Raw genomic sequence first — 12,315 nt, forward strand, 5'->3', positions numbered from 1 at the left:
TCCCTCGGCCCCTCGGCCCCGTCAGTCGATCTCGCCCTCCGGCGCTCCCCCGGTCCCGTTGTCGCCCCCGCCGCCCTTGAGCCGGTTCGCCTGTCCGATCGCGGTCGCCAGCTTCCGTACCGAATCGTCCTCGGTCTGCGATGCCAACTTCTCGGCCCGCCTCGCGAGTTCGGCGAGGCCGGGCGCGCCCGGCAGCCGGCCGCCGCGCAACGCGTCGGCGAAGTAGGCGGCGACCACGGTCACTTGGAGCCGCTTGCTGTCGCCGCCCCACAACGGGCCGTCGATCGCGTTCGTCGCGACCGACCCCGTCCGCTCGTGCGGCGCCCGGGTCTTCGGGTCCAGCCAGCGTACGGTCGCGGTCGCCACATGCCCGGCGGCGCCGTCCTTGAGGTGGACGGCGTACAGCGCCGTCACCGTGTGCCCGGGCCCGACCTCGCCACCGTCGACGCGGTCGTTGCGGAAGTCCTCGTCGGCGACCTTGCGGTCCTCGTAACCGATCAGCTTGAACTGCTTGACGGTCTCGGGGTCGAAGGCGACCTGGGCCTTGGCGTCGCGCGCGGTGAGTTCGAGGTGTGCGGGCAGCTGGTCGACGAAGACCTTCCGGGCCTGGGTCTCGTCGGCGATGTACGTGGTGTGGCCGTCGCCCTTGTTGGTGAGCTGTTCCATCAGCGCGTCGCCGTAGTCGCTGCCGACGCCGACGCCGAAGAGGGTGATGCCGTATTCGCGGCGGGCGGAGCCGATGCGTTCGAGGATGGCTTCGGCGTCGGTCGCGCCGGTGTTGGCGAGGGCGTCGGAGAGCAGGACGACCCGGTTGTTGGCGCCCTCGACGCGGCCGTCGACCGCCTCGTCGTAGCCGCGCCGGATGCCCGCCTCCAGGTTGGTGGAGTCGGTGGGTTCCATGGAGTCGACCCGGTCGCGGATCGTGCCGCGGTGGTCCCGCAGCCGGGTCATCGGCAGCAGCGTCTTCGCCTTGTCGCTGAAGGTGACCAGGGAGACCGAGTCGTCGTCGCGGAGTTCGTCGGTGAGGATGCCCAGGGACTTCTTCACCAGGTCGAGGCGGCCCGGTTCGGCCATCGAGCCGGAGATGTCGACGACGAAGGTGAGCGCGGCGGACGGGCGTTCGTCGCGGGCGGGGGCGGCCCGGGTGGCCAGGCCGACCCGCACCAGCGACCAGCCGTCCGCCCCGGCGCGGGCCCCGTCGAGATTCACGGTGAAGCCGTTGCCGGCCGGGCGCCGGTAGCCCTGGCGGAAGCTGTTGACGAACTCCTCGGGCCGCACGGTGGCCGGCTCGGGCAGGTTGCCGTCGGCGAGGGTACGGCGCGCGTATCCGTACGAGGCGGTGTCGACGTCCAGCGCGAAGGTGGACAGATAGTCGGGCGGCGCGGACTCCCGGAGCCCGCCCTGCTTCTTCGCGCCCTTCGCGCCGTCGCCGTCCGCGACACCGCCCGCCGCGGGGGCGGGTCCGGGCGCACCCCCGCGGTCCATGGCGGAGTTCTCCTTGGTCGTCGTGGCCGAGCAACCGGTGAGCAGCACCCCGCCCGCCAGCAGCACCCCGAGTACCGCGTGCCATGTCCGTACGTACGTCGCTCCGTACTTTCCTGTCCGGCGTTCCATCCCCAGCCCCCAACGTCGTCGTGTCAGCACTTGTGACTGTGCCGTGCGAGATGGCGCCCAGGAGCAGACGAAGACGTTGCGGATGAATCTCGATGCGGCAACGGAGGCCGGGGAACGGGTGGGAGGCCGGGCTCAGGACACGATGTCCTTACGGCTGAACCCCCGGAAGGCGAAGGCGAACAGGACCAGGGCATAGGTCACCGAGATCGCGGCGCCCTTCACCATGCCGCCCCATTCCAGTTCGGGCTGGAGCGCGTCTGCCCAGGCGAACTGCCAGTGTGCAGGCAGGAATTCGCGCCAGGAACCGAGCGCGGTGACGGCGTCCAGCACATTGCCGACGATGGTCAGCCCGACCGCCCCGCCGACCGCGCCCAGCGGGGCGTCGGTCTTCGTCGACAGCCAGAACGCCAGCCCGGCGGTGACCAGTTGGGAGACGAAGACGAACGCGACGACGAGCGCCAGCCGGGGCACGGTGTCCGAGGTCGCCAGCGCCCCGCCGGTGGGGAGTTCGAGCGGCCCCCAGCCGTACGCGGCGGCTCCCGCGGCCAGTGCGACGAGCGGCAGCAGCACCATCGCGGCCAGGCTGAAGCCGAGCGCCACGACGAGCTTGCTCCACAGCAGCCTGGCCCGTGGCACGGGCGCCGCCAGCAGGTAGCGCAGCGAGGACCAACTGGCTTCGGAGGCGACGGTGTCCCCGCAGAACAGCGCCACCGGGACGACGAGCAGGAACCCGGCGGACACGAAGAGGCAGGTCGCGGCGAAGTTCGCGGCGGACGCGGTCGCGGTGTCCATCAGGGTGAGCCGGTCGCCGCCGCCCCGCGAGGACGGTGTGCCGCCGATCGCGAACGCGGCGATCAGGATGAACGGCAGCGCGGCCAGCACCCCGCCCATGAGCAGTGTGCGGCGCCTGCGTAGCTGGCGTACCGCCTCGACGCGCAGCGGCAGGGTGTGCCGGGCACGGTAGCCGGGGGCGCCGGCGGCTTCGGTGACATCGACTGCGGCACTCATGCGGAGCCTCCGGAGATCAGGGTGAGGAACGCGTCCTCCAGGCGGCGGTGCGGCCCGACACCGGTCAACGGCACGTCCAGCCGGACGAGTTCGGTGATCAGCTCGGGCGAGGTGGCGCCGTCGAGCCGGACGAGCAGGCCGCGGCCGTCGTCCGTACGGGCCGCCGAACCGATGCCCGGCAGTGCGGCGATCTTCTCCACGAGGGGTTCGGCCAGTTCGCGCGCGCTGGTGACGAGCAGCATGTCGCCGGAGCCGGTGATCTCGGCGACCGGGCCGGCCTGGACGAGCCGGCCGCGGTCCATGACCACGAGGTGGGTGCAGGACTGTTCGACCTCGGACAGGAGATGGCTGGAGACGATGACGGTCCGGCCGCCGGCCGCGTACCGGATCATCACGTCGCGCATCTCGCGGATCTGGGGCGGGTCGAGTCCGTTGGTCGGTTCGTCGAGGATGAGCAGGTCCGGCATGCCGAGCATGGCCTGGGCGATGGCGAGCCGTTGCCGCATGCCCTGCGAATACGTGCGGACGGCGCGGGCCAGTGCGTCACCGAGTCCGGCGATCTCCAGGGCCTCTTCGATGTGCGCGTCCTCGGCGGGGCGCCCGGTGGCCTGCCAGTACAGCTCCAGGTTGGATCGCCCGGACAGGTGCGGCAGGAAGCCTGCCCCTTCGACGAACGAGCCGACGCGGGAGAGCACGGGCGCGCCCGGCCGGACGGCCTGCCCGAAGACCCGGATCTCGCCGTCGTCGGGCGCGATGAGTCCCATCAGCATGCGCAGGGTCGTGGTCTTGCCCGCGCCGTTGGGTCCGAGGAGTCCGAGCACCTGCCCCTTCTCGACCCGGAAGGACAGTTCCCGGACGGCGAACGGGGTCTCCCCTGCTCGAACGAAGCTGAGAGCTTGGGGAAGACCGGCGGACTTTGCGTACTTCTTCGACAGGCCGGTGATCTGGAGGGGTACCTCGGCGAGCGCCGGATCGGGTGCGGGGGTCGCGGTTCGGCGGCGGGCGGTGAGAAGCAGCAGGGCGGTGATCACGACAGCGGCGGCCGGGAGCCCCCAGGTCCACCACGGCAGGGTGGCCGCGGCGGTCTTCAGTGCGGGGGCGGTGGGGACGGTCAGCGGCCCTGCGGCGGTCACGGTGTACGTCGCCGGCTCGGCCGGTGAGGCGTAGCCGAGGTCGGTGGCGGAGAGGACCAGACGGAGCCGGTGTCCCGCGTCGAATTGGTGGTCGATGGCGGGCAGGGTCAGCCGCACGTCCTTGCCCTGCCGGTCCGGGGTGATCCGGAAGGGTGCGACCAGTTGGGAAGGCAGCACCTGCTGCTTGCCGTCCGGCGAGACGTCGTACACCTTCCCGAACAGCACGGCGTCGCCCCGCTGCGCTTCGACGTCGACCCGCACGGTCGGTGAACCGGTGACGCGCAGGGACTCGTCCAGCGGCGCCGAGTCGAAGCGGGCGTACTGCCCCGGGAAGTCGACCGAGAGGCCGACACCGAGGGACGACAGCCGGGAGAGTCCGCCGCCGACGCCGGGAACGGCCGAGATGGCGGGCGGGTTGGCCCCGGCGGGGTTGTGGAACGTCTGAGTCCGGTGGCCGAGGCTGATCGATTCTCCTCCGCTGCTCAGCCCGGGGTACGTGTCACTGCTCGCACCGCGCGTGAGGGCGGCCCCGTCGGTGGAGTCGAAACCTCCGGTCCGGGTGACGCGGAAGCCGGGCCCGGTGTCGGCGCCCTTGTCGCCCTTCAGATACCGGTCGAACCAGCCGTTGATCCGCTGCTGCACCCGGTCGCTCTCCATGTCACCGCCGTCGTGCCCGCCGGCGATCCAGTCGATGGCGACCGGTGCGCCGTTGCCGCTGATCGCCTCGGCCATGGCGTCGGCCTGGCCGAGCGGGAAGAGGGAGTCGGTCTGGCCCTGCACGATGAGCGCGGGCACCTTGATGCGGTCGGCGACGGCGCTCGGAGAGCGCTCGGTGAGCAGCGCCCGCGCGGCGGCGTCCGGTTTCCCGCTGACGGCGACCCGTTCGTACATCGCGCAGATCTGCTTCTCGAACTTCTGGCAGCCGCCGCCGGTGGTGACGAAGATTCCGGCCCAGAGCTTCTTGAAGACCCCGTCGGGGAACAGTGCGTCGGCCAGGTTCCAGTAGGTGATCTGCGGCGCTATGGCGTCGACGCGCTTGTCGTACCCGGCGGCCAGGAGCGAGACGGCTCCGCCGTAGGAGGCCCCGGTGACCCCGACCCGGGGATCGCCCTCGGCGTCGAGCTCCACCTCGGGGCGGTCCGCCAGCCAGTCGATCAGCCGGGACACGTCCTTGACCTCGCGGTCGGGGGCGTTGAGCGAGATCTCCCCGCCCGACTTCCCGAACCCGCGGGCGGACCAGGTCAGTACGGCATACCCGGCACCGGCCAACTGCTCTGCCTGCGCCCGTACATCGTCCTTACTGCCACCGAATCCGTGCCCGATCAGCACGGCGGGCCGGCGTTCCGCGCCCCCGGTGGTGAAGTACGAGGTGTCGAGGGACACCCCGTCGATCCGCATCATCCGGTCCTGGCGGTGCACTGCGGGCACGCTGTCGTCGGCCGCGGCGGTCCAGGTACCCGCACCGGCCAGCACGGCGAGCGCCACGAGGCCCGCGGCCCACCGGCCGCGGCTGCGGGGCATACGGGGCAGCAGCCGCCGCCACCGGGACGTGCGCGCATCAGGGGTCTCCATGGTTCCCGACCCTAAGCGGACCATCGCGGCGTGCGGGCAGCCGCCGGGGGGAACTCTCCGGCCTCCTTTCGGCGTACGGCACTCACCCGCCGTACTCCGTACGCGGTATGCCGAGGATCCCGGGCCGGGCTCACCGGGATTCCGCGCGGGTCACATGGTGTTGACGATGAGACCGATGTGGGTGAAGTAGTTGAGCCCGCCGAAGAGCAGGAACGCCAGTCCGGCCAGGCCCCAGACGCCTCCGATGACCGGGCTCAGCCAACTCCTGGGCCGGCGCAGGGCGAACGGGAACAGGAGCGCGCCGATGCCCACGAGGACGTACAGCCCGGACATGAAGCTCGCTTCCAGAATCGGCCACTTCGCGAACTCGCCGGAGATGGGTTCCTCGGGCGGTGCCGCGAAGAGGGTGTACTTCCAGCCCGCGGCGGCGATCCCGAAGCAGGCGAGCCCGAGGCCGAAGACGAAGACGGAGATGGGTGCGGCAACCCGGGCCGAGTGAACGATGCGGTCGGCGCTGTTGAGTTCGGCACCGCGTTTCCAGAGGTAGCAGGATGCGGCAAGCAGGAAGACGCCGAAGGCCAGTGCCGGTTCGCCGAAGATGATGTTGTCGAACGGGAAGCCCTGTCCGGCGAGCGGCCAGGTCAGGGTCATGTGAAGGCCGGTGGTGACAAGCGTGAAGCCGACGGCACCGAACGCCAGCACCCAGCCTTCGGGGGTGATGGTGCGATCGGAAGCGAGGAGCAGGCGTCCCAGCGCCACCACGAGCAGCAGCCCGGCTCCGGCGGCCACCGCCATGATCGTGTTGTACGTCGGCATCCTGGCCCAGTCGATCTTCAGGCCGGATGCCGCCAGGAGGATGGCATGGTGAGTCATGCACGCACGGTAATGCCCCTTATGTTCATTATCGGGTAATTAATCCTTTTGCCCGAGTCGGGAGCGGCGGGGTGGCCGGTTCGGGGCCGAAGGGGCCGAGAGGCCGAGGGGGCCGAAGGGTCCGGGGTCACGTTCCCACGGGATACGGCGTCTCCCGCGGCAGGAGTTCCGCCGCTTCGTCGAGCCGTCCGGCCGACACCAGTTCGCGGATCCGCCGGGCGAGCGGGGTGACGTCACGGATCGAGACCGCCCACTCGTCCGCGTACCGCCGCGCCGCCTCGCCGGAGAGGCCGAGTTGCAGGGAGCGGTAGGTGAGCCGGTTCAGACGGAGGTCGCGCTCGGGGTCCCACTGGACGCGGGCCGGACTCCGGCGCAGGCGCTGCTGCCAGGTGCCGCGGTCGGGGTGAACTCCCCGTACGTAGTGGGAGAGTTCGGAGTTGGCCAGCGCCCAGTCGAAGCCCTCGCGAGCGATCTCGACGGCCAGGACGGTCTCCTGCCCCTCCTTCATGGCCCAGCCGCAGCGGTACATCATCCACAGGAAGCTCGGCTTGATCCATGTCAAGCCGCGTTCATAGCCCTTTTTCTCTCTGCTTGTCGCCACTCATCACTCCTCCGTACAGCCCCCACTCATCTGGGGTTGACAGCGCCCGGGGGTATCGGCTTTCTCTGGTGACGGCTCAGTCAGCTAGTGGTGTGCTCCGGGTCGGCTGCCTGGGCTTCGGCGAACGTGCCGTAGTCGATGGAGCGGTTGAGCAGGGTGAAGTCCATGTCCCCGGCGGTGAACCGGCTGGTGTAGTAGTGCCCAGTTGCTGCCCGAGGGTTCAGGCCCGCGACAGAGATGCGGCAGGCCCCTTCGTGTCGAGGGCTGCGGTGCTGGTGCTCCACGCGGGGCGTGTTGTCGTAGAGGAACCCGATCTCTGCGGTGCCGGAGTTCTCGGGGGAACTGATGGTGGCGTTGCTTGAACGGGAGGTGCTCTCTTCGGTGCGGAGCGTGGCGTGCAGGCTCCAGAAGGTCTGCTCGATCGTCAAGTATGTGGTGATCGGGCCCCGGTTTCCGCCTTCGGGTATGTGGCTGTCCGGGCTCGGGGACAGGATCACGCGCCAGGTGCCGGTGACCCAGGGCCGGCCGGTGAAACGGTGGATGCTGGGCCAGTGCCAGACCCACTTGTCGAAGACGACCACGCCGTATCCGACAGCGGCCGGGATGTAGGCGAACAGGTGGCGGAACTGCGATGGGTACAGGCCCAGCGATCTACGGCAGACACACCCGACCGAAGCTGCTCGTTGGTTCGGGGATGGCGACGTACGACCCGACTCTGCGGTCCGCTCCGAAGGCAGAGGGAGATGTCTCGCTGGCAGCCCCCCTTTTATGTTCCGCTGCTTACCGACCGATCAGGGGCTATCCCTGATGTCAGGCTGATCCACGTCCCGGAGGACGGCCAATCCCCGCGTCCCCGCGCCGTCTGCCCTCGCCACCCGTGGGTACCTTCGCCTTGACGTCTGTTGCCGACCTTGGCGTCCGCGATACCGGGTTGGCGGTGTTTGAAGGAGTGGATACGGGCATGCCATCTGATGCTGAGCAAAGTGTGGCAAAAGGGTTCACATCAGCCGGCGCTACGCGGGTGATGAACGTGGCGTGCCGGCGGGTTGGGCTGGATGGTGACGGGGCGTCTCTGATCCGGTTGGGTGAGAACGCGTTGTTCCGGCTGGCGGCTCATCCGGTGGTGGTGCGGATTGCGCGGTCGACGGAGTATCTGGACTCGGCGCGGGGTGAGGTTGAGGTGTCGCGCTGGTTGGTGGGTGAGGGCTTCCCAGTTACGCGGGTGGTCGACGACCTGGAACAACCCTTGGTGGTCGACGGCCACCCGGTGACTTTCTGGCATTTGATCGAGGAGAGTGACCGAAAGCCGACATACGGGGAGCTGGGCGCGGTCCTCCGGGACTTGCACTCGCTCACCCTGCCGGGCGGTCTGTCGCTTCCGCCTTACCCGGTTCTGGACCGGACGGAGCGGCGGATCAAAGCGGCGGTCGACATACCGGAGGATGACCGCGCGTTCCTGCGTAAGCGGGCGTGCGAACTGCGGGACCGGGTACGGGATCTTCGGTTCGAGTCTGTGAAAGGCCCTGTGCACGGGGATGCGCATGTGCAGAATCTCATGGTGGACCGGAGCGGTCAGGTCACTCTGATCGATCTGGAGCGGTTCAGCTTCGACTTTCCCGAGTGGGATCTGATGGTCACCGCCACGGAACACGACCGCCTGGGGTGGCAGACCAAAGAGGAGTACGACACCTTCGTCGGCGCGTACGGTCGGGATCTGCGGACCTGGGTGGGCTTCCCGACTCTCCGGGCTGTGCAGGAGTTCAACATGACGACGTGGATCATGCAGAACGTGGGCGAGAGCGCCGAGACGGCGGCCGAGTATGCCCGTCGTATTTCCTCGCTCCGGAACGAGAACGCGCCGCGCGACTGGAACCCGGGGTAATCCCGGCTACTCGTCGTCCATCCGCTTCATCGCGTCTCGTACATGTTCGTTGAACTGCTGAACGACGGGGTTCGTCGCGTGGACAGAGACTTCGCGCTGGAAGTCGCCCACGTACCGCTGGAACCGGGCGGACTGGAGAGCGTCTCCCGCTTCGACAGCGAGACCTGCGGTCGTCACGGCCTCTTCGAGGTCGCCGTTGAGTAGCTGACTCTGGGCGAGCACCATGCGGCAGAAGCCGAGCGTACGAGCGTACTTGGGGTCGGTAAGGGCGACGGCGCGTTCGGCGAATCGGACTGCTTCGGGGCCCTGCCCGAGGTCGCGGAAGCAGTGGCAGAATTCGCCGATCAGCTCGGCTTCGTCCATGTAGGAGAGCCATTCGGGGTCGTCGGCGCAGTCGGCTCGCTCGAAGAACCTTTCCGCCTCGTTCATCGCGCGGGCGGCGCCCTTATGGTCCTGTGCGGTGGACAGGGCACGCGCCTCGTGGGCGGAGAACAGCGCCATGGCACGGGGTGTGGAGCCGGCCTTGCCGCCCTCGACCGACGCGCGGGCCAGCATGAGGGCGCGGGGCGCCTGGCCCAGATAGTTGGCCTGGTGGCTCATGTTGCTCAGGATGCGCGCACCCATCATGCGGTCACCCACCACCTGTGTCAGCCGCAGCGTCGACATCATGTAGCGGTCGGAGAGTGCATGGTTTCCGCTGTCGTACGCGCTCCAGGCGAGAAGTTGTGACATCTCCGAGGCGGCCTTGAACAGCGCTTCGCCCACTCTGGCGCTGTAGCTCGCTCCGAGGAGCGGAAGCACGTCTTCGCGGAAGTAGTGCCGGAACGCCTTGTGCGCGTGGCCTCCGCCGAACTGGAAGTCGAGCTGCATGAAGAACCCGGCGGCGGTCCGGATTGCAGCGACATCGCGCATGCTCACGCGGCGGGTGGCGGGGGCGTCTACGGGCACACCATCGGGGCGGGAAACTAGCCAGGAAAGGGCAGCGGAGTGCACGTCGTCATCGGGAAGCGGGGGTTCATCCGACGGGCCGTCCTCTGGACGCTGGTGGGTGAGACCGTCGAGGGTTTTCAGCGTCTCGGTCAACGATCCGGCGTACCGCATGCGGACCGCGGGAACAGGTGACGACGGGACACCGGGAAAACCAAGGTCATTCGGTGTGATCCTCCGCCGTAACTTGTCGCTCAGTGCCTCGGCGACGAACGCGGCGGTCTGCCGCTGGATACCGCTCCCGTCCAGCCACCGCTGAACCGCGACGTGCGTGGTCCCCAGGTGTGCGCCGTGTCGCTGCGCGACCTCGCGAACCCGTTTGGCCAACCCCTTGTTCGATGCTCCGGCCTCCGCCATGACGGCGGCCAACTGATGGTTCGGCTCTTTGTTCACGTTCTGCTGGCACCCCCGGCGTCACGTCAATTACCCATTCTGTCACAGCAGTTCTAGCGGAGGGGGTTCATCATGAACCCCCTGACGCCCGCTTCCGAACCCCCAGTGTGCATGTGAACCCCCTTGTGAACGCTCCCTCATGACCGAAGACGGTCGTTGACTGTCGAGACAAGACACCCCGGCGGTGCGTGGCGGCACCCCGGGGCATGGCCAACCTGATGGAAGCAGGTCGACATGCGAAACCATATCGGCAGGATTTTCGAGTGGCTGCTGAACCTCTTACTGCCCGCGCCGGGCCACCACCGCGCGGCGGGAAACAACCCCGCCCGGGGATGTATGGACACGCCGACGATGAGCCTCCCGCGTATCCCGGACCCCTACGTCTGGCCCTCGATCCGCGGTGAAGACGTCCGCCTTGTCCGCCCGTACATCGTCGCGCACGAGCGCCGCACCCGGTCCCGTCTCGTCTCGTCTGCGGCTGCTTCACGGGCCTCGGCTGCACCGCCCACCGGACGGTGGTGACATGGTGAGCAGGAACCCCCGCCTTCTCCCCTGGCTCGGCCCGGCCGGCCAGCGCTCCTACCTCGTCACCGACCACGGCGGTCGAAGTCATCTTTCCCGGCTCGCTGACGAGATAGAGGCGATCCAGCTCCAGGCCGGCGACATCCTCCTCGGCCACGCCGCCGACATCCTCAAGGACGAGAACGTCAAGCCCTGGGAACTCCGCTACCTCAGCGCCCGACTCTACGAAGCGTTGCGTGACGCGCTCCGGGTCGCCGAGAGCAGGGGCAACCGGCTCCGCGAACCCGATGACGACGATGTCGAGCCGGACGACGACCCGGCACCCACCGACGGAACAGCCACATGAGCCGGAGCACGGGCGGGACACGGGAGTGGGAAATCGCACCGGCAGCGAGCAAAGCCGTGATCCGCGAACAAGACGGCCGGTTGACCCTGCCACTCCAGATCAACCGCCACGACGCCCCGGTCGCCACCGCCCGGCTGCTTCTGACAGTCGCTGAGGCGGAACAACTCCACGCCTCGCTCTGCCACGCGCTCGACAAGGAACCCGTACCCGACGGCGCACCGGCATGCCGCAAACCGATCCAGTACCCCGGCGGCCGACACCGATTCTGACCTCTGTCGGGCAAGCAACCGGCTGGGGCCACTCTCAACAAGCGCTGACATGACACCGGACCACCCCTCAAACCCTGGCAGGCGCGGGGTGGTCCGGCAGGGGACCGCTCATAAACGATCACGAACCCCGGTGCCGATGGTACCGGGGCTCTCGTCGTGTCCACATACGGCGCGGCCCAGCAAGGTCAGTGTTCAGCCAGCCTGCGGGGAAAGGGACTTAAGAGAATGGACGGCATCGGGGACGACGCATTCGACTCCCACGACCTGGACCCTGACGCGGCCTTGTGGGTACGCGGCGTCGACTACCTGGCCGGCTGGCAAGACGCAACCCAGGCAGCGACAGAACTCGGCAACGCGCTGACAGCGGCAGGCATAGACACGACGGGGAGCAAGCTACGCGCCACGGCCAGTGCGGACGGCTCGGCGCTGGTCAAACTCGAACTCTCAGCAGCCGCCGCGCGGGAGATTGCTACGATCACCCGGAGAGCTGGCGTCCAGGAGCGCAGGGCCGGCTGAGCGTGAGCAGATGCGAGCCCACTCGCTCTGGACGGGTGCTTAGAAGGCGCTTGGATGTTCGGGGCCACCAGGATGCGTGACCAGCACGCTCACGTCGAATGTGCCGCTGATCCGGCCTACTTCGACACACATTCGACAGACCGCCGCAACGAGGCATGTGTGCCAGCCACTGTTGGCTTGCCTCAATCCTCTTCGTCACACCGTTCCAGAACCAACCCGACGGACCTGTCCGCCAGACCGTTGCCGTCCTCCAGGTGTAGATGGCTCCCGTCGGGAACGCCGTCCTTCGCGAGAGTGAGCAGATGGCTGGCGAGCGTTCTGAGGCCTGCGGCATTCGCCTCGATGGCGACCTCACGACCGAAGGTTCCGTACCTCGATCCGTGCGTCCTCCTCCCAGGTGAAGACCTGTGCGACACCATCGGTCACGGTCGTGACTTGGGTGCTCTCGGCTGGCGCGCTGCTGGATTCGTAGGTCATGCAGACCATCCTCCTGCCTCACGCACACGGCTCCGGAGGGCCCTGCACTGTTCAGGATTCCCGCAGGTGCCGGGTCCCCCGTGGCCTGTTGAGTGATTCCCCGTCCACAGTTGGTCCGCAGC

12 protein-coding genes and 1 pseudogene are annotated in these 12,315 nt (G+C 68.6%); 4 read left to right on the top strand and 9 right to left on the bottom strand.

Annotation, left to right across the window (positions count from 1 at the left end):
- Positions 1 to 21: 21 nt before the first annotated feature.
- The 6 genes and pseudogenes from OG306_RS12450 to OG306_RS12475 all read right to left on the bottom strand — a co-directional run bounded on the left by OG306_RS12450 (position 22) and on the right by OG306_RS12475 (position 7,382).
- Complete coding sequence (locus tag OG306_RS12450) at positions 22 to 1,614, bottom strand: vWA domain-containing protein (protein WP_266746259.1); 1,593 nt, start codon at positions 1,612 to 1,614, stop codon at positions 22 to 24.
- 132 nt (positions 1,615 to 1,746) lie between these two features.
- Entirely contained in the window at positions 1,747 to 2,622 is an 876-nt protein-coding gene (locus tag OG306_RS12455; protein WP_266746260.1) for an ABC transporter permease, read from the bottom strand.
- A complete protein-coding gene (locus OG306_RS12460; protein ID WP_266746261.1) occupies positions 2,619 to 5,327 on the bottom strand; it encodes an alpha/beta fold hydrolase in 2,709 nt (902 codons plus the stop codon). Before OG306_RS12460 ends, OG306_RS12455 begins: the two co-directional genes overlap by 4 nt.
- Positions 5,328 to 5,477: 150 nt before the next feature.
- Positions 5,478 to 6,200 carry a DUF981 family protein gene (locus OG306_RS12465; protein ID WP_371665279.1) on the bottom strand — a complete coding sequence of 241 codons (723 nt, stop codon included), beginning with the start codon at positions 6,198 to 6,200 and terminating at the stop codon, positions 5,478 to 5,480.
- Between the two features lie 127 nt (positions 6,201 to 6,327).
- A pseudogene (locus tag OG306_RS12470) lies at positions 6,328 to 6,762 on the bottom strand (DUF4291 domain-containing protein); the annotation flags it as partial.
- A 119-nt stretch (positions 6,763 to 6,881) separates the two neighbouring features.
- Entirely contained in the window at positions 6,882 to 7,382 is a 501-nt protein-coding gene (locus tag OG306_RS12475) for a hypothetical protein (RefSeq protein WP_371665280.1), read from the bottom strand.
- A 380-nt stretch (positions 7,383 to 7,762) separates the two neighbouring features.
- On the opposite strand from OG306_RS12475, the gene OG306_RS12480 reads away from it, so the two are divergent.
- Positions 7,763 to 8,683, top strand: a complete 921-nt coding sequence (locus tag OG306_RS12480) for a phosphotransferase enzyme family protein (RefSeq protein WP_371666229.1) — start codon at positions 7,763 to 7,765, stop codon at positions 8,681 to 8,683.
- A 6-nt stretch (positions 8,684 to 8,689) separates the two neighbouring features.
- Here OG306_RS12480 and OG306_RS12485 read toward each other — a convergent pair whose 3' ends face one another.
- Positions 8,690 to 10,063: a sporulation protein gene (locus OG306_RS12485; RefSeq protein WP_371665281.1), complete on the bottom strand. Its 1,374-nt coding sequence runs from the start codon at positions 10,061 to 10,063 to the stop codon at positions 8,690 to 8,692.
- Between the two features lie 523 nt (positions 10,064 to 10,586).
- On the opposite strand from OG306_RS12485, the gene OG306_RS12490 reads away from it, so the two are divergent.
- From OG306_RS12490 to OG306_RS12500, 3 genes are all read left to right on the top strand, one after another.
- Complete coding sequence (locus OG306_RS12490; protein ID WP_371665282.1) at positions 10,587 to 10,931, top strand: hypothetical protein; 345 nt, start codon at positions 10,587 to 10,589, stop codon at positions 10,929 to 10,931.
- The gene (locus OG306_RS12495) at positions 10,928 to 11,200 is read left to right on the top strand and encodes a hypothetical protein (RefSeq protein WP_371665283.1); all 273 of its coding nucleotides are present in this window, start codon (positions 10,928 to 10,930) and stop codon (positions 11,198 to 11,200) included. Before OG306_RS12490 ends, OG306_RS12495 begins: the two co-directional genes overlap by 4 nt.
- Before the next feature lie 225 nt (positions 11,201 to 11,425).
- Positions 11,426 to 11,716, top strand: coding sequence for a hypothetical protein (locus tag OG306_RS12500; protein WP_371665284.1), 291 nt, complete (start codon positions 11,426 to 11,428; stop codon positions 11,714 to 11,716).
- A 182-nt stretch (positions 11,717 to 11,898) separates the two neighbouring features.
- Here the strand turns inward: OG306_RS12500 and OG306_RS40910 are convergent, their stop codons facing one another.
- Positions 11,899 to 12,060 carry an Imm32 family immunity protein gene (locus OG306_RS40910; protein WP_432762252.1) on the bottom strand — a complete coding sequence of 54 codons (162 nt, stop codon included), beginning with the start codon at positions 12,058 to 12,060 and terminating at the stop codon, positions 11,899 to 11,901.
- 7 nt (positions 12,061 to 12,067) lie between these two features.
- The gene (locus tag OG306_RS12505; protein WP_371665285.1) at positions 12,068 to 12,193 is read right to left on the bottom strand and encodes a hypothetical protein; all 126 of its coding nucleotides are present in this window, start codon (positions 12,191 to 12,193) and stop codon (positions 12,068 to 12,070) included.
- Positions 12,194 to 12,315 lie beyond the last annotated feature (122 nt).

The sequence above is a fragment of the Streptomyces sp. NBC_01241 genome, from assembly GCF_041435435.1.
Lineage (GTDB): Bacteria > Actinomycetota > Actinomycetes > Streptomycetales > Streptomycetaceae > Streptomyces.